13 protein-coding genes are annotated in these 21,173 nt (G+C 68.2%); all 13 read left to right on the top strand.

The annotated features are described in order from the left end of the window. The first annotated feature begins 1 nt into the window (after position 1). The 13 genes from MW290_RS12640 (at position 2) to MW290_RS12700 (ending at position 21,172) form a co-directional block, all read left to right on the top strand. On the top strand, positions 2 to 2,695 hold the full coding sequence (locus tag MW290_RS12640; protein ID WP_250195006.1) for a type VI secretion system Vgr family protein: 2,694 nt from the start codon (positions 2 to 4) through the stop codon (positions 2,693 to 2,695). 17 nt (positions 2,696 to 2,712) lie between these two features. Continuing rightward, positions 2,713 to 6,813 carry a type VI secretion system membrane subunit TssM gene (gene tssM, locus MW290_RS12645; RefSeq protein WP_250195007.1) on the top strand — a complete coding sequence of 1,367 codons (4,101 nt, stop codon included), beginning with the start codon at positions 2,713 to 2,715 and terminating at the stop codon, positions 6,811 to 6,813. Next, on the top strand, positions 6,813 to 7,622 hold the full coding sequence (locus MW290_RS12650) for a TagF domain-containing protein (RefSeq protein WP_250195008.1): 810 nt from the start codon (positions 6,813 to 6,815) through the stop codon (positions 7,620 to 7,622). Before tssM ends, MW290_RS12650 begins: the two co-directional genes overlap by 1 nt. A gap of 107 nt (positions 7,623 to 7,729) precedes the next feature. Beyond that, positions 7,730 to 8,626, top strand: a complete 897-nt coding sequence (locus MW290_RS12655; protein WP_250195009.1) for a TagK domain-containing protein — start codon at positions 7,730 to 7,732, stop codon at positions 8,624 to 8,626. 2 nt (positions 8,627 to 8,628) lie between these two features. Continuing rightward, positions 8,629 to 9,180, top strand: a complete 552-nt coding sequence (gene tssE / locus MW290_RS12660) for a type VI secretion system baseplate subunit TssE (RefSeq protein ID WP_250195010.1) — start codon at positions 8,629 to 8,631, stop codon at positions 9,178 to 9,180. 23 nt (positions 9,181 to 9,203) lie between these two features. Further along, positions 9,204 to 11,084: a type VI secretion system baseplate subunit TssF gene (tssF, locus tag MW290_RS12665; RefSeq protein WP_250195011.1), complete on the top strand. Its 1,881-nt coding sequence runs from the start codon at positions 9,204 to 9,206 to the stop codon at positions 11,082 to 11,084. Beyond that, on the top strand, positions 11,084 to 12,223 hold the full coding sequence (gene tssG / locus MW290_RS12670) for a type VI secretion system baseplate subunit TssG (protein WP_250195012.1): 1,140 nt from the start codon (positions 11,084 to 11,086) through the stop codon (positions 12,221 to 12,223). Before tssF ends, tssG begins: the two co-directional genes overlap by 1 nt. A gap of 41 nt (positions 12,224 to 12,264) precedes the next feature. Beyond that, entirely contained in the window at positions 12,265 to 13,410 is a 1,146-nt protein-coding gene (locus MW290_RS12675) for a type VI secretion system protein TssA (protein ID WP_250195013.1), read from the top strand. A 121-nt stretch (positions 13,411 to 13,531) separates the two neighbouring features. Beyond that, complete coding sequence (locus MW290_RS12680) at positions 13,532 to 13,894, top strand: DUF2628 domain-containing protein (RefSeq protein ID WP_250195014.1); 363 nt, start codon at positions 13,532 to 13,534, stop codon at positions 13,892 to 13,894. A 91-nt stretch (positions 13,895 to 13,985) separates the two neighbouring features. Beyond that, on the top strand, positions 13,986 to 15,893 hold the full coding sequence (locus tag MW290_RS12685; protein WP_250195015.1) for a type VI secretion system Vgr family protein: 1,908 nt from the start codon (positions 13,986 to 13,988) through the stop codon (positions 15,891 to 15,893). A 44-nt stretch (positions 15,894 to 15,937) separates the two neighbouring features. Then, the gene (locus MW290_RS12690) at positions 15,938 to 16,360 is read left to right on the top strand and encodes a DcrB-related protein (protein ID WP_250195016.1); all 423 of its coding nucleotides are present in this window, start codon (positions 15,938 to 15,940) and stop codon (positions 16,358 to 16,360) included. Between the two features lie 39 nt (positions 16,361 to 16,399). Beyond that, positions 16,400 to 18,439 (top strand): PAAR domain-containing protein, encoded by a 2,040-nt coding sequence (locus MW290_RS12695; RefSeq protein WP_250195017.1) that lies wholly within the window; start codon positions 16,400 to 16,402, stop codon positions 18,437 to 18,439. Positions 18,440 to 18,580: 141 nt separating this feature from the next. Then, positions 18,581 to 21,172, top strand: coding sequence for an RHS repeat-associated core domain-containing protein (locus MW290_RS12700; RefSeq protein WP_250195018.1), 2,592 nt, complete (start codon positions 18,581 to 18,583; stop codon positions 21,170 to 21,172). Position 21,173: the final 1 nt, after the last annotated feature.

The raw sequence follows: 21,173 nt of genomic DNA on the forward strand, positions 1-21,173 counted from the left end.
CATGAACAAGCACGGTTTCTCACGCCCCGTCTTCAGCGGCGAACGCGCGCTGACGATCAGCAGCCCCGCGATCCCGCAGCACCTGGGCCGGCCGGCGCTGGTGCCGCTGCGGCTGAGCGGCCGGGAGGCGGTCAACGGCCTGTTCGAGTACCGGCTGGTGCTGCAGACGCCGGATGAGGTCGCGGCGGTCGGTGGTCTGCTGCGCGGCGCCAACTTCAGCCTGCCGGACATGGTGGGCCGCGAGATCTGTTGCGCCATCGAGCTGGAAGGCCACGGGTCAGGCCTTCTTGGGAACCAGGGCGCCGGCGAGCGCCAGATCAACGCGCTGATCACCGAAGCCCGCCTGCTGGGCGAAGACAGCCGGCACGCGCTGTACGAGCTGACGCTGCGGCCCTGGCTGTACCTGGCCACGCTGAGCACTGATTGCAAGGTCTTTCAGAACCAGACGCCGGTTGATGTGCTGCGCGCCGTGCTGGACGACTACATCTTCCCGGTCGAGTGGCGGCTCATCGAGCGGTACCCGGTCGTGGACTACCTGGTCCAGTACAACGAGACCGACTACCAGTTCCTGTGCCGGCTGATGCAAGCCTGGGGCATCAACCACCACTTCGAGCACACGAACGGCGTGCACCGGTTAGTGCTCAGTGACCACAACGGCGCCTTCAGGCCCTTGCAGGCGGATGACCCCGGCAGCAGCTACCACGCCATCGCCTACTACCCGCCGGGCCACAAGATCGACGAGGAGTACATCCACGCCTTTGCGCCGGTGGACCGCCTGACCGCCGGGCGCTACGAGAGCCGCGAATACGACCACACGCGCCCGCGGGCGCAGCTGAGCGCCAAGGTTCGTGCGGCGCGCCCCACCGGCCAGGCTGGCCAGGACGTGTACCTGTGGCGCGGCAGCCAGACCATCGGCGAGGGCGAAACCGCCTTGCACCTGCCCGCCAGCGACTGGAGCCAACCCAACCGCGGCGCCGACAAGGCCGCGAACCAGACGGAAGCCCAAGGCCGCCACCTCGCCCGGCTGCGCATGGATGCCCTCCGGCAGAAGGGCCACCGCGCCCGCGGCCAAGGCCATGTGCGCGGCATCGCCGCCGGCCACAGCTTCCAGTTGCGCGAGCATCCGCAGGACGCGGCCAACATCGACTACCTGACGCTGGCCACCGACCTGGTGGTGGAGAACGTCAGCGAAGACACGGCGCGGGCTGCAGCGCCCAAGGCGCTGTCAGACGCCCAACGCCTGGGCGGCCAGTGGCGCTGCACGGTGGACTTCGAGGTGCAGCCCGCCAGCGAACTGCTGCGGCCCGAGGCCACCCAGCCCAAGCCCCACATCCCCGGCCCCGAGACCGCCACAGTCTGCGGTCCTGTCGCGGGCACGGCCGAAACCAACCTCTACACCGATCACCTCGGCCGCATCAAGGTCCAGTTCCCCTGGGACCGCTACGGCCCCAACACCCACCACAGCAGTTGCTGGGTGCGCGTGAGCAGCGACTGGGCCGGCAACCAGCTGGGCGGCATGCACCTGCCCCGGGTGGGGCAGGAAGTCATCGTCAGCTTCATCGGCGGCGACATCGACCGGCCGATCTGCACCGGCCGCGTCTACAACCAAGTCAACCTGCCGCCGTGGGAGCTGCCGGCCCAGCAGGCGCTCAGCGGCCTTCGTTCCAGAGAACTCACGCCCGGCGGGGGCAACAGCGCCGCGGGCCGCTCCAACCACCTGGTGCTGGACGACACCCACCAGGCCATCCAGGCCCAACTCAAGAGCGACCACCAGCACAGCAGCCTGAGCCTGGGCCACATCACCCGCATCGAAGACCGGCAGGGCCGCAAGGACCACCGCGGCCAAGGCTTCGAGCTGCGCACCGACGGACACGGCGCCATCCGCGCCAAGGACGGGCTGATCCTCAGCACCGAAGCTAGAAGCAAGGCCACAGGCCACGTCACCGACCTCAGCGAAACCATCGCGCGGCTGAACCAGGCCCAGGGTCAACACGACAGCCTGGGCCACCTGGCCCAGATGCACCAGGCCCAAACCCAGGGCGACCAGGACGACGTGGCCCAAGCGCTGCAGGCACAGAACCAGGCCATCGCAGGCAAAGCCCAGGAAGGCCGGTTCCCAGAACTGCAGGAACCGCACCTCATCCTGGCCAGCCCGGCCGGCATCGAGAGCACCACCGCCCAAAGCACCCACCAGCACAGCGGCCAGCACCACGCCATCAGCAGCGGCGGGCACACCAGCGTCAGCACGGGCAAGAGCCTGCTGGCCAGCGCCGCCGAGGCCGTGCGGCTGTTTGCCTATCGGGCGGGCATCAAACTCATCAGCGCCCGACAAGACATCGACATCCGTGCGCTCAAGGCCAACCTCCAGATGCTGGCCAAGCTGAAGATCACGATGACTGCAGAGCGCATCGAGATCCAGGGTGCGAAGGAGGTGCTGATCAACGGCGGCGGCAGCTACACCCGCTGGAGTGCCAGCGGCATCGACAGCGGCACCACCGGCAGCCATGTGATGCATGCCGCCAGCCACGACTTCAGCGGGGCCAGGAGCCTGCCGGTGCGAATGCCGCGACTGGCGAAGGGAGAACCCACGGTGGAGCTGAACTACCTCTACGACGACCTGACGCCCGTGGCGGGCGCCCCCTACCGGGTCACGTTCGACAACGGCGAAGTGCGCGAGGGCAGCGGTGCCCGTTGAGCCGAGGGAGCAGTGTGATGAAAGACTTCTTCAAGGGCCCGGTGTTCCGGGCGTTGCTGGCGTTGTTGGCGCTGCTGGTGGTGTCGGCCGTCGTCTGGTTCCTCGGACCGTTCGTCGCGGTGGGCGAGATCAAGCCGCTGGGCTCGGTGGCGGTGCGCCTGGGTGTGATCCTGCTGCTGTTGGCGGGCCTGTTGTCCTGGGCGCTGGAGCTGCCGGCGGCCGTGGCCTGGACCGTCATCGGTGCGTCGGCGTTGTGCCTGCTCATCTGGCACGGCGGGCCGCTGCTGGCTTTCGGGCCCTTGCATCCGTTGGCGCCTGTGTGGGCGCGGGTGCTGGCCATGGGCCTGGTGCTGGTGCTGCTGTTGGTGTGGGGGCTGTACAAGCTCTACCGCGCCTTGCAGCGCGATGACCAGCTGTTGCAGCGGTGGCTGCATCGAGAAGGGGCCCAGCCCGCGCTGGCGCGCGAAGAGATCCGCCACCTGGCCGACCGCGCCCGCCAGGCGGTGAGCCAGCTTCGCCAGATGCAGCGCACGATGGCCGGCGGCACGGGCAGCATCTGGTCGGGCCTGCGGCGCGTGGTCGAGGGCAAGCGCTACCTGTACGAGCTGCCCTGGTACATGCTGATCGGGCAGCCCGGGGCGGGCAAGTCCTCGCTGGTGCTCAACGCCGGCCTGCGCTTTCCGCTGCCCGACCAGATGGGCGCCGCCAGCGCCCGCATGACGCTGGAGCGCGCCACCGGCACCCAGAACTGCGACTGGTGGCTGACCAACGAGGCCGTGTTCCTGGACACCGCGGGGCGTTACACCGAGCAGGCGCCCCAGGCCGACGAACAGGCCGCCGCCGTGCACGCCGCCGAGTGGCGCGGCTTTCTGGGCGTGCTGCGCCAGGTGCGCCCACGGGCGCCGATCAACGGTGCCTTGCTGGTGGTGGACGTGGCCGAGCTGCTGCGCGCCGATGAACTGCAGCGCACGGCCCTGGCCGCGCAGTTGCGGGCGCGGCTGGAAGAGTTGCGCACCCACCTGGGCATCCGCTTCCCCGTCTACCTGCTGCTGGCCAAGGCCGACGTGCTGCGCGGCTTTCCGGCGTACTTCAACGGCCTCACCTCCGAGGCACGCCGCCAGGTGTGGGGCTTCACCTTGCCGTGGATGGACGACGCCCAACGCCGCAAGGCCGCCAAGCGCAAGCAGTCGGGCCGATCGACCACCGCCAACGGTGGGGACGCACCAGACAGCCTGCCCGACAGTGGCCAGTCGCTGGCGCTGTGGGTGGGCCGTGAGTTCGCGGCCCTGATCGAGCGCATCCGCGCCGGCGTGGCGATGCGGCTGCAGGAAGAGTTCCGGGTGGAAGACCGGCAGTCGCTCTATGTGCTGCCCCATGAACTGCAGGGGCTGATGGCGCCGGTGCAGACGCTGGTGGCCCAGGTGTTTGCCGACTCGCGCTACGACACCACGCAGGTTCAACCCACGCTGCGGGGTGTGTACCTGTGCAGCGCGGTGCAGCCCGGGCAGGAGATGGTGGCCCAACCGCAGGCGCTGTCGGTGCGCCTGCGCGAAGCCGTTCGCAGCCTGGGCCACACCGTGGGTTTGGGAGGCTCCAAGCCGCCGCAGATGAGCCGCCGCAGCTTCTTCCTTTCCGACCTGCTGGAAAAGGTGGTGATGGCCGAGGCGCATCTGGTGCAACCCAACCTGCGTTGGGAAACCCGCATGCGGCTGCTGCGCTGGATCGGGCATGGCGTCGTGCTGCTCGCCTTCGTGTGGCTGTCCGGCGCGTTGGCGCTGAGCCTGCGCAACAACCAGGCCTACCTGCAAGCGATCAGTGAGAAGACCGAGACCCTGACCCGGCAGATGAAGGATTGGCTGCGCGAGCCCAACACGGCGCGTACCGAGAAGGTGCTCGACCTGGCGCAAGACCTGCCGCGCGTGGATGGTCTGAACCTGGCTTCGCCGGATCTGTCGTTCCAGTACGGGTTGTACAGCGCAGGCCCCATCGCGGCGGCGGCCGATCAGGGCTATGGCCAATTGCTCGACCGCCTGGTGCTGCCGCAGGTCACGGCGCACATGGAGCAGGTGCTGCGCCAATCGGTGGCGGCCGATGATGCCGAGCAGGCCTACCAGACCTTGCGGGTGTACCTGCTGCTGCATGACGCGAAGCAGTACATGCAGTCGCCCGACCATGCCCGTGACGTGCGGCAATGGATCAAGCAGGCCTGGCAGGGGCAGGCGGAGTCACTCTCGCAGCGGCTGGGCAACAGCGCCGCCATGGTGGGCCATCTGGAATGGCTCTTCGCCGGTCGGCGGCCCGTGCAGTCGCTGTCGGTGGCCAACAGCGCCCTGGTGCAGGAGGTGCGCAGCTACCTGGACAAGCAGTCGCGCAGCGAGCGGCTGTACGTGCGGGTGCGCACCGCGGCGCAGGCGCAGGCACCGCAGGCCTTCAGCCTGGTTCGTGCGCTGGGGCCGCAGGCGGGCACCTTGTTCAGCCTGGCATCGGGGGGCAGCCTGGAGCAGGGCGTGCCGGGGCTGTTCACCTATGAGGGCTATCACGAGGTCTTTGCCAAGCAACTCGCCCAGACCTTGACCTGGGCCCAGCAGGACGATGCCTGGGTGATGGGGCAGCGCATGGGTGGCGACACCGCCACCACCGACCCGCAGAAGGCCGACCACCGGGCGCTGGAGGCCGAGGTGCGGCGGCTGTTTCTGGCGGAGTACGCCGGGCACTGGGCGCGCTTCCTGGACGACGTTCGGCTGGTGCGCTCTGACAAGTCCGGCACCCTGGCCTACGACCTGAGCATCCTGCGCCAACTGGCCGCCGCGGATTCGCCGCTGGTCCGGCTGGCCCGCGCTGCCGCCCGCGAAACCACCTTGTCCAGGCCGCTGGTGATGGAGAACAAGGCCGAGGAGAAGTCGATCTTCGAGAAGGCGGGCGACCAGCTCGCCCAGCAGCAGGCCAAGGCCGGTGCGGCGCTGGGCGTGCGCCCCGAAGCCCGCATGGAACGCCAGGAGGTGGACGAGAAGTTCTCCGCCCTGCGTGAGGTGGTAACCGGCCGCGGTGAAGGCGCGGCCATGGCCGCCAGCGGCAGGGCGGGCCTGGAGAGCATGACCAGCGTGCTCAACGAGTACTACACCGTGCTGGTGGTGGCAGACACGGCGCTCAGTGCCGGCAGCCTGCCGCCGGCGGGTGCCGAGGCGGCCACCAAGCTGCGCATCGAGGCCGGGAAAATGCCGGCGCCGCTGCGTGAAGTGCTGATGGACCTCAGCGCCAGCGGATCGGACAAGGTGCAGCAGGGCGCCGCGTCCATCCTGCGCAACCAGGCGCAGGCGCAGATGGACCGGCTGCTCGGCCTGCTGAGCTTGAACGTGGCCGAGCCCTGCCAGCGCCTGCTGGCCGGCCGCTACCCCTTTGCCAACAGCGCGCAGGAGGTCTCGGCCGAGGACTTCAATGCCTTCTTTGCCGCGGGCGGTGCGGCGGACGAGTACTTCCGCAAGTACCTGGCGCCTTTGGTGGACACCAGCGCCCGGCCCTGGCGCTACAAGTCGCCCGGCAGCGTGAACCTGGCCGCCGCCGGTGACGGCCTGGGCCCGGGTGACGCTCCGCCCGGCCCGGCCGCAGGCCCCACCTTGCAAGGGGAGCTGCTCAAGCTGCTGGCCGCCAGCGGCCCCAACCCCGATGCCTTTGCCCAGGTGGGCCAGATCCGCGACATGTTCTTCCGCGAGAACGAAGGCAAGCGCATGGCCTGGCGCGGCGACTACCGGGTCGTGTCGCTGGACGCCTCCGTCACCGAATGGGTGATCGACTTCGACGGACAGGTGCAGCGCTATGCCCACGGCGCCATCCAGGCGCTGCCGCTGGCCTGGCCGGGGCCGCGTGGCGGCACCATGGCCGAGCTGGTGGCCCAGCCGCGCATCAGGCCCGAAACCTCCACGCTGGCGGCGCGCGGCCCGTGGTCCTGGTTGCGGCTGGTGGAGCGCGCCAAGCTGTCGCCCGGCACCCAGCCGGGGCGTGTGCTGGCGGAGTTCAGCTTCGACAACCGACGCGCCGTGCTCGACATCGGCAGCGCCGGCCCCAGCCCGTTCAACAGCACGCTGCTGCGCAACTTCAGCTGCCCGGGCCGGAGCCTCTGATGCGCTGGACCGACCTCAAGGCGCAGCTCAGGCGCGCGATCAACCAGCGCGTGGGCGTGGCCCCGCCGGCCGTCTGGGGCAAGGTGCCCACGCAAGGCGACTTCGTCAGCCACCGGGCAGCCGTGGCGGAACGTGAAGCCTGGCAGCGCTGGGTGGAGCAGGTGTGGCCGCTGCGCCCCCAGCCCACCCCTTCCGCGAACAAGCCCAAGTCGCCGGGGCAGCGCTGGGTGCAACTGGACGCGGTGCCCACCGTGCGCCGCCTGCACGAGGTGCCCATCGCTTTCGTGATGCCGCCGGGCCGGCTGCCGTTTGCACCTTCGCAGTTCGTGCAAGGCGTGCTGGTCGCGTCCACCGACAAAGTGGGCCGCGCCTGTCCGCTGATCGTCTACCAGAAGGTCAGCCCCGCGTGGATGCACCGGCTGTGGCGCCAGCCTGCAGCGGCCGATGGCCGCACGCTGCTCCATGGGTGGGCGCGCCTGGCCTGGCGCGCTGCGAGGGCCGACACCGTGTGGAGCCAATGGCTCACGCAACTCGATGGCCTGTGGCAGCTGCAGGCACCTGGCCTGGCGCAGTGGTGGGGCGCGCCAGTTGCTGCGCCGGACCCGCGCCGTGTCGACGCACTGATGGGCCCTGAGCGCGAGGACGATCCGGCCCGTGGGCTGCGCGGTGTCTACCACCTGCCGTGGGCCGACTGGCCCGACCGGGTGCTGCGACGCACCGACCCGGTGGCCGCCTTCTGGACGCAGGACGCGCAAGGCGGCTATGTGCAGGCGGCCACCAGCCTGATGCAGCTGTGGGGGCGCACATGACCGAACGCCTGAGCCTCCAGACCGGTGTCTTGTGGCGCCTGACGCGCTGCCAGGGACAGGCGCTGGACCTGTCATGGCCGTGGCCGGACGGGCAGGATCAGGTCTGCTTGTCTGCGCTGCTCGAAGATCTGGCACTGCCCCTGCAGCCGCTGGCCGACGAGGCCCAGGTGCGCTTCCATCGCGCCTGGGGCCTGGAAGCCAGCGCCGTCGCGGTGGAGCACCGTTGCCAAGAGCTGCGTTGCAGCCTCAATGGTCAATGGCTGCCACCGCAGCAACTGGTGTGGTTGCAGCAGGGCGACGTGCTGGACGTCGGCTTGTACCGGCTGGAGCTGGATGGCCGGCCGCCCGATGCCGATACCCCGGCCAGCCCGGTGGCCTGTGACCCGGCCGCCGCCGCACCGCTGGCGGACCTGGACTTGACCCGGCTGGCAGATGCGCCGCATCGCCAGGGGCCGCCGCTGCTGCGTCCCGCTTCGGCCGCGCCCGCCAGCCTGGTCGATCTGCTGGGGCGTCAGGACGGGCAGCCGGCCGACGCCCCCGCCATCGCCGCCATCACAGCCGCACCCGCCCGCCGCGAAGACGAGCTGCTGGACCAATGGCACCAACGCTACCTGCAGCGCCTGCAATCGCCGGATGCGGCGTTGCGGGACGACGAAGAGTGGGCCCACCTGAGCCTGGAAGAGGTCACCCACCGCGTCGACGCCTTCGACCAACTCAAGGACGCAGAAGAGGCCAAGAGCCCGCTGGCCCACCTGCTGGGCCAGAACGACAGCATCGAGGCGGTGCTGTCGCAACTCGATGCGCACGGCCCCGTCGACCTTTTTGCGCAAGGCGAGCCGCCGAACGTGCTGCACCTCTTTGCGCCGGCAGGTTGGGCGCGAACGCAGCGCCATGAGCGCCTGCCTTCGCTCACCCGCCTGGAGCATCACGGCATCTCGCTCGACAGCGCCGTGCCCCTGGGCACCGAGCTGCGCCAGCCGCCGCCTGACGAGAAAGCCCCATGACGATGAACAAGCATCCCGGCGCACGCGCCTTGCCCTCGACCCTGCCGCCCGAGGCCGCCGCGCGGCAGCGCGAGGCGGTGTACCTGCCCACCTTGTTCGATCGCCTCTGCGACGACGCGCCTTCCGAGGACAGCGAGGCGCCCGACGCCTACACCGCCAGCCGCGCCCGCCTGCGCGACATCGTGCTGCGCGATCTGGCGCTGCTGCTCAACACCACCGACCACTCCGAGGTGGTGTCCGAGCAAGACCACCCGCTGGCCGCCGCCTCGTGCGTGAACTACGGCGTGCCTGCGTTGGCCGGAGGCTACCTGTCCGGCAAGCGCTGGGACGAGATCGAACAAATGATCCGCACGGCCATCCTCCGCTTTGAGCCGCGGTTGGCGCCCGACACCCTGCAAGTGCGCCCCCTGCTCAAGGAGAAGGCGCGGCACCACTACAACGTGCTCGTCTTCGAGATCACGGGCCACATCCGCATGAGCCCGTACCCGATCGAGTTCACCGTGCAAAGCGCGGTCGACCTCGAAAACAGCCGCATCGAACTGCGGCCCCGCTGAGCCCCTGCCGCGAGAGCCCCCCCATGCATCCCCAACTGCTGCGCTACTACAACGAAGAGCTGCTCTACATGCGCGAGAGCGCGGGCGAGTTTGCCCAGATGCACCCCAAGATCGCTCGCCGGCTGGGCATGCAGGGTCAGGAGGTGGCCGACCCCTATGTCGAGCGGCTGATCGAGTCGTTCAGCTTCATGTCGGCGCGCATGCGCATCAAGCTCGATGCCGAGTTTCCGCGCTTCACCCAGCGCTTGCTGGAAGTCGTCTACCCCAACTACGTCAGCCCCACGCCCGCCATGGCCGTGGCCCAGCTGCACCCGCAGGCCACCGAGGGCGATCACCGCAAGGGCTACCTGGTGCCCCGCGGCACGGCCCTGTTCTCCAAGGTGGCAGACGGTGAAGCCACCGCCTGCCAGTTCCGCACCACGCAGGACGTAGCGTTGTGGCCGCTGGAGGTCGTGCAGGCCCGCCTGACCGGCGTGCCGCCCGACATTCCCGCGCCCGACCGCTACCTGCCGCCGCATGTGCAGGTGCAGGGGGCCTTGCGCCTGCGCCTGCGGCTGCAGGGCGAGATGTCGTTCCGCGATCTGCAGGGGCTCGACCGGTTGCCCGTCTACCTGTGCGGCCAGGAGCAGGTGGCTTCGCACCTGTTCGAGTTGCTGCATGCGGGTGCCGTGGCCAGCCTGGTCGGCGAGCCGGGCCGCATGGCCGAGCGGCCGCAGGTGGTCACCGACGGTGCTCTGGTGCATGAAGGCCTCAGCCCCGCGCAAAGCATGCTGCCGCTGCACTGGAACAGCTGGTTCGGGCACAACCTGCTGCACGAGTACTTCGCCTGCCCCAGCCGCTTTTACTTCTTCGCCCTGCAACACCTGGCTCCGGGCCTGGCCCGCATCGAGGGCCGTGAAGCCGAGATCGTCATCCTGCTGTCACGCAGTACCACCGCGCTGGCCGGCGTGGTGCAGGCCGAGCAGTTCGCGCTGCATTGCACCCCGGTCATCAACCTGTTCGAGCACCGCACCGATCGCCTGGAACTGCCTGCCAGCCACACCGAGATTCATCTGGTGCCGGACCGTTCGCGTCCGCTGGACTTCGAGGTGTTCGCCGTCAAGGAGCTGCAAGGCCAGCTCGGCGGCAGCACGTCGGACGCCGTGTTCCGGCCGCTGTACCAGACCTTGAACCATGACGAGGGCAACCACGGGCGCTACTTCTCGGTGCGGCGCGAGCCGCGCCTGGTGCCCGGCAGCACCCGCAGGTACGGCACACGCACCTCCTACACCGGCACCGAGGTGTTCATCAGCCTGGTGGACCAGCACGAGGCGCCGTACAGCGAAGACCTGCGCTACCTCAGCGTGCAGGCGCTGGTGACCAACCGCGACCTGCCCAGGCTGGTGCCGCGCAACGGCCTCGACGACCTGAAGACGGCCGAATCGCTGCCGGTGAAGGCCATCGGCCTGATACGCCCCCCTTCGGCACCGCAACCGCCGTTTGCGGAAGGCGAACTGGCGTGGCGCCTCATCCGGCAGCTGGGCTTCAATTACCTGCCCCTGCACGAGATGGACGAGCGCGAGGGCGCCCAGGCCCTGCGCGACATGCTGCGCCTGTTCGTGCAGCAGGACGACACGGTGGCCCAGCAGCAGGTCAACAGCCTCATGGCCAGTGCGCTGCGGCCCGTCACGCGGCGCCTGCCCGGCGTCGGGCCGCTGGTGTACGGCCGCGGCGTGGAATGCAGGCTCACCGTGGACGAAGACGGCTTCAGCGGCATCAGCCCCTACCTGTTCGGCCTGGTGCTGGAGCACTACCTGGCCCGCCACGTGGCCATCAACACCTTCGTGCAGACGCGGCTGCACAGCATGCAGCGCGGTGAAGTGGCGCATTGGCCCGTGCGCATGGGTCAGCGGGGAGGGGTGTGATGGCGCCGCCGGACGACGCTGCCGCGCCGCGCGCCGAGGTGCCGGACGTTGCGTCGCCTGCCGCCGCGCCGCAGGCCGGCGAGCCGGCGCCGGCATGGCCGCTGGCGCTGCAGGACGCCAGCCACACCCCCTGGCGCCACCAGTTCCTGGGCCTGCTGCGCAGGCTGGCCGCGCACGAGTCCCGGCAGTGCGGCGCACCGCCCGTGGGCCTGGCCCAGCGCCCGCAGCAGGAGGGGCACCGGCTGGGCCAGCAGGCCAGCCTGGCCTTCGCGCCGCGCGAGCTGGCCAGCGTCACGCTGGCGCCCGGCAGGCCGGCGCAGCTGCGCGTCTTCGGCCTCGGCGTGCTCGGGCCCAACGGCCCCTTGCCCCTGCACATGACCGAACGGGTGCGTGAGCGCAGCGAGTCGCGGCGCGACGACACCCTGGCGCACTTCATCGACCTGTTCCACCACCGCTACCTCAGCCACTTCTACCGGGCCTGGGCACAAGCGCAGTCGGCCGCCGGGCTGGACCGCGCCGGCGACGAAACCTTCACCCGATACGTCGCCCGCCTGGCCGGCGACGAACCCGCCGAAGTGCAGGCCAGTGCGCTGGCGCCGCATGCCCGCTGGGCCAGCAGCGCGCACCGCATCCGCAGCGCGCGCGACCCCGATGGCCTGGTCAGCAGCCTGTCGCGCTACTTCGGCGTGCCCGTGCGGCTGTGCGAGTTCCAGCTGCACTGGGTGCCGCTGGACACCGTGGACCAGACCCAGCTCGACCACCCGCGCGCTTCCGGCGTGCTGGGGCAGGGCGCCGTGGCCGGCGAGTACATCCCCGACCGCCAGAGCCGCTTTCGGCTGCAGATCGGCCCGCTCGACCTGCCCGGCTACCTGCGCCTGACGCCAGAAGGCGAGGGCAATGGCCAGGACCTGCCCGCCCTGGTGGAACTGGTGCGCAGCTTCATCGGGCTGGAGTACGAGTGGGAGGTCGAGCTGCTGTTGCTGGCCGACTCGGCGCCCCCCTGCGTGCTGGGCGACGGCGCCTTGCTCGGCTGCTCGAGCTGGCTCGGCAAGGACGAGCGCCAGGGCCGCCGCCACGTCACCGGCCTCGTGATGCAGCCCGAGCAGTACCTGCGCCCTATGAAAAAGGCCGCCGCCTGAACGGCCCTTGTGGAACCCGAGGCTTCACCCCCCATCGCGCCATGAACAACCCCCTGCAGAAAATCATCCAGGCCGTCGCCCACGCCATGGCGCCCAGCCCCGTGCGCGTGGACATCCCCGCCGAGTGGCTGGCCCCCATCGGCCCCGAAGCGCCCAGCGGCCCCTGGCTGGAATACGACCCCGAGTACGCCGTGCTGGCCGCGCGCCTGGCGCCGCGGGCGGAAGTGCAGTACGGCCAGTTCAAGAACAGCAGCACCGAGCCCGAGTGGAAGGACATCGAGCGCGACGCCCGCCGGCTGATGCTGCGCAGCAAGGACATCACGGTGCTCATCTGGTGGGCGCGCAGCCGCACCCGGCAAGCGGGCGCCGGCGGCCTGTTGCAGGGCCTCAGCGCACTGCAGCAGTGCTGCGAGCGTTTTGGCGACAGCCTGCACCCGCAGTTGGTGATCGAGGGCGAGCACGACCCTCTGGTGCGGGCCAACGCGCTGGCCGCGCTGTGCGACCCCGAAGGCCTGCTCGACGATGTGCGCAACATCGTCATCGTCGGCAGCAGCATGCACCGGCTCACGGTGCGCGACGTGGAACGCGCCCTGGCCGTGCCGCGCCTGCCCACCGCGCCTGAGCCCGAGGCCGTGCAGCGGCAATTGCAGGAGCTGCGCCAGCGCCGCGATCCGCAGCTGATGACCCTGCAAGCCTGCGCCGCCTGCGTGCAGCACCTGCAGCAGTGGGTCGATAGCCAGCTGCGCGACGACGCCCCTGCGTTGCAGGCCTTGAGCCGGCTGCTGCAGCCGCTGCTGATGGGTGACACGCCCTTGCTGCCCGTGCCCGGCTGCCTCGATGCGGCCGGCACGGCCACGCCCGCTGCTGCCGCCGCCACCGCCGACCCGGCGCCGCCTGCTGCCACCGCACCGCCCGCCGGGCCGCCGCCGCAGGCCTTGCCCCCGCCCACCGAGGGCATCGCTGCCACGCCCCCTGCCGCCGGGTTCAACGCCAGCGCCAGCCCGCAAAGCCGCGAGCAGGTGCGCGCCGCACTCGCCCAGGTGCGCGCCTGGGTGGAAACCCACGAGCCCAGCAGCCCGGTGGGCGTGCTCATCAAGCAGGCCGAACGCATGTGGGGCAAACGGTTTTCCGAGGTCGCTCACATGATTCCCGCGGAACTGCTGCGGGCCTGGGATCAGGACGACTGAAACCCCGGGGTGAGGCCGCCAACGCGGTTAACGAAAGTCGGCTTCGCGCCGCATGACGATTCTGGCGTAGTTTCCCTGCCCGCGCCAGGACGAGTGTTTGCAGGGATTCAAGGAGAACTACATGGAAGCCAGCGCAATCGAACTTTCGGAAGGTTGGAAAAAGAAGTTTGCCCTCATCGAAAAGGCGGGCGGCCCGGCCCTGCCGAACTTCAAGTCGCTCAGCAGGATGGAGCGCTTCAAGGTGAACTTCAATGTTCTGGCATTTATGTTTATGCCCTTTTACTTCATCGCAAAAGGGATGTGGCGAAAAGGCCTTACCTTGTTTCTTATCACGGTGGTGGTGGTGAATGTGATTGATTTCGCTTTTGATGGTGTAGCCCTGGCGGACAGGTTGGCCAACTTCTTCGGACCTTTTCTTTTCTCCATGCAGGCCAATAAAGACTACTACAGAAAGGTGGTCTTGGGCCGCAATGGATGGTGGTGAATGATTTTGCTGTCTGGCTCACAAAGCCGCCGTCGCGGCCCTGTTTTCAACACCTTCCGGGTGACTCTTGATGCCTCACGTTGCCAATTTGATGAGTGCCGCCATGCCATCCTTGGCAGGCATTTCAGCACTGGAGTTTCGCTCCATCCGCGGGTATGAGTCCCTGGGTGAGCTGTTTGAATACCATGTCCGCGCCATCACGCCTGACCTGCCTTTTCTCACCAGCTTGGTCAGTGCCAATGTCGACTACAAGGCCCTGCTGGGCAAAGAGTTGACGGTGGACCTGGAGGTGGACCAGGGGCGGCGCCAGATCAGCGGCCTAGTGACACGCGCTCGCTTTGTGGCGGCGCATGACAGGCGTGGCGTGTATGAGTTCGTGATCGAGCCCTGGCTGGCCCTGGCCAAACGAAGCTCCGACTTCAGGATATTTCAAAACAAAAGCGTGCTGGAGATTGTGCGCGAGGTTTTGGACGGCTATCCGTTTTCGCACGTCGACCGCACGCTGAACCGCTACCCCAAACTGGATTTTCAGGTGCAGTACGGTGAAGACGATTACGCCTTCATCGTGCGCCTGATGGCCGAGTGGGGTATCTACTTCTTCTTCGAGCACAGCGACTCGGTGCACCGCCTGGTGCTGGTGGATGAACCCGGCCCCCACCGTGTGGCGGATGGCCGCTACGCCAGCCTGCGCTATTACCCGCCCGGGCACAAAATCGACGAAGAATATGTCGAGCGCTTTGAGGCCGTGCACAGCCTGCAAAGCGGCCGCTGGGTGACGCAGGACTACGACTTTCGCGCGCCCAAGTCCGACTGGCAGGCCGTCAGCGCCAAGCCGCGCCAAACCGGTCATGCCGACCGCGAGCGCTTCAGCTGGCCCAGCGACATCGTCAACACCAACGGGCAAAAACCCGCCGTGGCCGAACAGGAAGACCGAGCCCGGCACCTCACCCGCATTCGCATGGAAGAAGCCGGCAGCCCCGGCCAGCGCGCGCAGGGCGCCGGCATGCTGCGCGGTCTGGCCGTGGGCACCACGTTTTCGCTCAGCGGCCACCCCAACGCAAAATCCAACGGCGATTACCTGCTGATATCGCAGGCTTTTGAGCTGGAAGACGTGAGCAACGCCAGCAGCAGTGGTTTTGCGCCGGAATACACCTGCCGCTCGGAGTTCAGCGTGCTGCCGTCCGGCGACAACTTCCGCCTCACCACCCAGACCGACGAGTTCGGCCGTGTGCTCAAACCGCGCACCCACGGCCCGCAAACCGCCACCGTCACCGGCCCGGCCGGGCGCGAAATCTACACCGATTCGTACGGCCGCATCAAAGTCAGCTTCCACTGGAACCGCTACTGCCCCAAGGACGAAAGATCGTCGTGCTGGGTGCGTGTGGCCACCACCCATGCCGGCAATGGTTTTGGCGGCATTTCTGTGCCGCGTGTAGGCCAGGAAGTCATCGTCGATTTTGAAAACGGCGACCCCGATCGCCCCATCGTGCTGGGGGCTGTTTACAACGCCTTGCACATGCCGCCGTGGCCGTTGCCCGCCAACCAGACCCAAAGCGGTGTGCTCACCCGTTCCACGGAGCGCGGCGGAACCGCCAACGCCAATGCCCTGCGGTTTGAAGACATGAAAGGCAAAGAAGAGGTGTGGCTGCATGCCGAGCGCAACCTGCGCGCCGAGGTGGAGCATGACGAAAGCCACTGGGTGGGCCACAACCGCAGCAAAAAAGTCGACAACAACGAGCTGACCACCATTGGTGCCGACCGCAGCGAATCCGTGGGCGGCAACCACGTTGAAAGCATTGGCGGCGACCGTACCGTCACCGTTCAAAAAACGCAGACCAATGTCGTGAAAAGCGACATCACCATGGTCAGTGCCGAGGGGGAAATTTTCATCGAGGCGGCCACGCGAATCACGCTCAAGGTGGGCAGCAGCACCATCGTCATCGTCGACGGCAACATCGAAATCGTCGGGCCGCAGCAGGTAGACATCAATCCCGACTGAGTCGCTGGCCGGCCACCCTGTTCAAACCCTGACACCACACGCTCATGTATACCGCCCAAGACTTTCAGTGCGACCTGCCCCCTGTTCAACTGGACCGCAGCGTCAACATCCTCACCGTGGCCGATGCCGCCACCGGCGTGCCTTACCAGATCATTGCCAACCGCGACCAACTGCTGGGCACCGAGACGCTGCAGGAATCATTCGCACGGCAAATCAAGCTGGCGCAGCGGCAAACCAAGGGGTTTACCTACAAGCCGTTCACCGAACGAGACAACATCCAGGGCCAGGAACCCATTGCCTGCATACAGACCGAGTTTTCGCAGGGCGGCAAAAAGCTCCATCAATTACAGGCCATGGTGGCGCTGAAAAAACCCAATGTGCTGGTGCTCACGCTCAGCAGTGGCGCGGCCATCACCGATGACATGCGCAAGGTCTGGCGCCAGATGATGAACACCCTCAAAACCTGATCTTGAGTTTCCGTCGATTTCGCCCCACCACCTTGCACCATGTCCATTCCAGCCGCCGCCACCTTGCACGACGAGATCAAGCATTCGGGCCTGATCGCCAATGTTTTGAAGGTGGCCACCACCTTCGGCGTGGGTTTGCTCACGGGTATGGCCATCGGGGCGGCGGCCGTTTTCGTGGTGGGCACCGGTGGCTTGGGCGCGTTGGTGCTGGGTGCCGTGGTGGGCGCGGTTTTTGGCGCCGTGGCCGACGGCGTGGCACAAAGCATCACAGGCAAAGGGCTGGACGAATCGCTCACAGCGCCCATTCACGCGGCGATCGACAAGATGCTGCCCGGCGTCGTCAAGGGCTTGATCGTCACCGGCTCGCCCGACGTGCGCATCAACAGCAAGGCCGCCGCACGCGCGAAGGCCGATGAAGTGCAATGCAGCGACCACCCGTCGGTGCCGCGCCCGCGCATCGCGCAAGGCAGCGGCAACGTGTTCATCAACAGCCACCCGGCCGCCCGCGTCGGCGACAAAACCGAATGCGGGGCCGTGCTCAGCGTCAACCCCGGCCGCAAGGGCAATGTGGGCATCGGCGGTGGCCAGGTCACGGTGCTGGAAATTGGCGACGGATTGCCGCCCTGGTTGAGTGCCGTCTCCAGATACCTGGGCTATGCCCTGGCCGTGTGCCAGGCCATACGTGGCAGAGGCGCGCTCGCGCAAAGAATCATCTGCTTTGCCGGCAACGCCCTCATGGGCATGGCGGCCGACAAGCTGGTGTCGACCACCGGCCTCAGCCAGGCCGTGGCCGATGGGCTCAACGGTCTCAAGGGCCACCCGGTGCACATGCCCAGCGGCGCCAAGGTGTTGAACGGTGAGCACGACACCGACTTTGAAATGCCGGCCGCCATGCCCCTGGCCTGGGTGCGGCACTACAACTCGCTGACCACCCGCAGCAGCGGCCTGTTCGGCCAGGGCTGGAGCACCCTGTACGACATGGAGCTGCGGCTCAACGACGCTGATCGCAGCGATCTGCCCTCCGGGCCGCGCCCGCCGGACAGCCCGCACACGCTGATCGACGCCGCCGGCCGCGCCATACCCCTGCCCGCATTGGCCGAACAACAAAAGTTCGTGCTGCCGCAAGAAGGCATGACCCTGGCCTGCCTGGAAGGTGGCCGCCATGGCCGCTATGTGCTGCAGTTGGCCGATGGCTGGGTCGTCGATTTCGGCGCCCCCGGCGGCGCGCCCGATGCGCCTGAGACCCTGCGCCCGCTGCTGCTGCAAGACCCCAACGACAACGCCCACCACCTGGCCTACGGTGCCGACGGGCGCCTGCACACCCTGCGCACCAGCTGCGGCCAGGAGCTGCGCCTGCTGTATGACCTCAGCCAGCACCCCAGTCGCGTCACCCGCATCGACTACTGCAACGCCAGCGTGGTGCAAGGCGCCGCCTGCCCGGTGCAAACGCTGGTGCACTACGGGTACGACGCCCAAGGCCAGCTCACCGAGGTGCGCAACGCGGCGGGCCAGCCAACCCGCTGCTTCGCGTATGACGCCGCCGGCCGCATGCACTTCCAGCGCCTGCCCGAGGGCCTGGAGGTGCACTACGACTGGGCGCAGGTCGCGGCCGGCGGCCCCACCGGCTGGCGCGTCATCGGCTGGCGCACCTCGCTGGGCGAGCGGGTGCGCATCCACTATGACCTGCAAGGGGAGGCCCCCAACGCCAGCGCCACCACCTACCTGCCCACCCCCGACGCTGCCCCGGGCGACACCGGCGCCGCCCAGCCCGCCCGCCGGGAGACCTGGCACTGGGACCACCAGCACCGCGTCACCCGCTACGCCGACGCGCTGGGCCAGCCCTGGCGCCTGCAATGGGACGGCGACAAGCGCCAGCTCGCCGGCCTGACCTCGCCGCTGGACACCACGGTTCGCCTGACCTACGACGAACACGGCCACCTCCACACCCTCACCGACCCCCTGGGGCGCGTCACGCGCACCCAGTGGCACCCGCAGTGGGCGCTGCCGCTGAGCGTCCAGCACCCGGACCAGTCGCGCACGGTGTACCAGTACGACAGCCAAGGCAACCTGTGCGTATAGGAAGCGTGGGGGCCGCCGCCGCAGGAGCCGCCCCAGGACTCGGCCCCACCGGCCCCCCGCCCGCTGGCCATCGAGCGCTGGGCCTACGACGAGCGCGGCCACGTCATCGCCCACACCGACGCCAAGGGCGGCCAGCTCCTGTTGGCCCACAGCCCGCGCGGCCTGCTGCTGCGGCACACCGACTGCTCGCAGCGGCAAACCCGTTACGGCTACGACCCGCACAGCCCCTGGGGGGCGCTGCAATCGGTGACCCAGGCCGACGGCAGCCGTCACACCTTCCAGACCGACGCGCTGGCGCGCCCTGTCGCCCACACCCGGCCCGACGGCAGCACCGTGCGCTGGCAGTGGAACGAGCGCGGCCAGCTGGCGGCCGAGGCCGACGCCCTGGGCCACATCAGCCGCTACCGCTACAACCCGCTGGGCCAGCGCACCCACAGCACCGACCCCCTGGGCCAGACCATCCGGCAAGACCACAGCGCCCAGGGCCTGCTGCTGCAGCTCACCGACGCCGCCGGCCAACCCACGCGCTTTGAGCACGACGCCGCCGGCCAGTTGATCACCCAGCACGCCATCGACGGCATCCGCACCGACTACCACCTCGATGCGCTGGGCCTGCCCGTGGTGGTGCAAACCCGCTCGGCCGATGGCACGCTGGCCCAGCGCATCGAGCTGCAACGCGATGCTGCCGGCCGACTCATCCAGAAGCGCACGGCCCACACTCGAACCGTCTACCACTACAGCGCACTCGACCAGCTCCTGCAGATCGAACGTTTTGAGCGCCTGCCCGACTGGGGCAGCGAGCCCCAGGGCCAACGCCCGCTGGACGTGCTGGGCTTTGCGTACGACGGGCTGGGCCGCCTGATCGAAGAGCGCAGCACCCAGTTCGACTACGCGGCCGCGCCACCCAGCGAGCCACCCACCAAGACCCCGCGCCACCGGCGCCACAGCGTCGTGCGCCACAGCCACGACGAGCTGGGCAACACCATTCAAACCGTGCTGCCCCAGGGCCAGACGCTGCACTACCTGTACTACGGCAGCGGCCACCTGCACCACATCCACCTGGACGGCCACACCATCAGCGACTTCGAGCGCGATGCGCTGCACCAGGAGATCCTGCGCAGCCAAGGCCAGTTGCGCACCCATAAAACCCGCGACGCCATGGGCCGGGTGCTGCACCAGGTCAGCCGCCTGGGCGAGGTGGGCTTTGAAGACCTGCGTCACCAGGACCTGTGGCACCAGGCCGGCCAGCGGCGCAGCATCCACCGCCAGCCCAACCACCTGATCAAGGCCTATGCCTTTGATGCGAACGCCGAGCTGATCCGCCGCCGCGACCCGTTGGCCGGGGAGGTGCACTACGGCTACGACGCCATCGGCCGCATCCAAAACGCCCGCAGCCTGCCGCCCATCCGCCAGGAGCGCTACGCGTATGAAGCGCCCAGCCGGGCCGAGCTGAGCGCAGCCCTGAACCGAGACCCGTCAGCGCCCGCCCAACCGGTGCTGAACGAAACCTTTGCGTGGGACGCCGCCAGCAACCCACTGCCGCCGGGCATCGTGCTGACCGGCCCCACCAGCGAAGGCTACGTGCGCCACAACCGGGTGCTGATGCACGAAGACAAGCGCTACCAGTACGACGGCCTGGGCCGGCTGGTGCACAAGCGCATCGGCAGCCACACCGAGCAGCGCTTGAGCTGGAACGAAGACAACCAGCTCACCGAAGTCAGCACCACGCGCCTGGGGCTGACGCAGCGGGTGCGTTTTACCTACGACGCGCTGGGGCGAAGAGTGTCCAAGACGGGGGACTTTGGGACCACGTACTTCATCTGGAGCGGCCTGCGGCTGCTGCAAGAGCAGGTGGGCGCCAAGCTCACCACGCATGTCTACGAAGACCAAGACAGCTACGTGCCGCTGGCGCGCATCGAGCAACTCGACCTGGCCCAACTCGAGAACGTGGGCCTGGACCACGACTACCGGCAACAGCCGCAGAATTTCAAGCCGCGCGTGTATTACATCCACGCCAACAGCGCGGGCGCACCGGAAGAGCTGACCGATTCAGACGGCCATATCGTGTGGCAGGCGCGTTACCAGACCTGGGGCAACGTCGCGCTGCAACCGCAGCTCGGCCGCGACCCCAACCCCTACGCGCTGCCGCGTTTTAAGCCCGAGGCGCAAACGCTGCGCATGCAAGGGCAGTATGCCGATACCGAAACCGGGCTGTACTACAACACTTTCAGGTACTACGATCCGGACGTCGGCAGGTTCATCAGCCAGGACCCGATTGGGCTGGCGGGTGGGATCAACCTCTACCAGTATGGGCCGAATCCGCTGGGGTGGGTGGATCCGTGGGGGTGGGCGGTTACGCCCCTGAATGCACCCGGGTATTCAGCCTACGGACTCTATGCACCAGGCTCTGATGTTCCCTACTACGTCGGGCATACAGGCGGGGCGCTGGAAGACCGGCTGGCAGGGCATGTGTCGTCAGGTCGAGCGGTTGACGGTCAGACACGGATTAGACCACTTCCTGGGACATCGGAAGGTGGTCTGACTTATACTCAAGCCAAGGGCTTTGAGCAGGCGGGTAGGGAAAAATACAATACCAAGACGGGTTTTCCTGGAAATGTGATTGAGCCCATCAATAAGGCGCGAACCGACAAGCGTGGTCGGGCTCACTTCAAGAGCTATAGAGCGGCATCGAAGGTGATGGCGATACGGCCTGCAAAAGCAAAGTGCATGTAAG

The sequence above is a fragment of the Aquincola tertiaricarbonis genome, assembly GCF_023573145.1.
GTDB classification, from domain to species: Bacteria; Pseudomonadota; Gammaproteobacteria; order Burkholderiales; family Burkholderiaceae_C; genus Aquincola; species Aquincola tertiaricarbonis_B.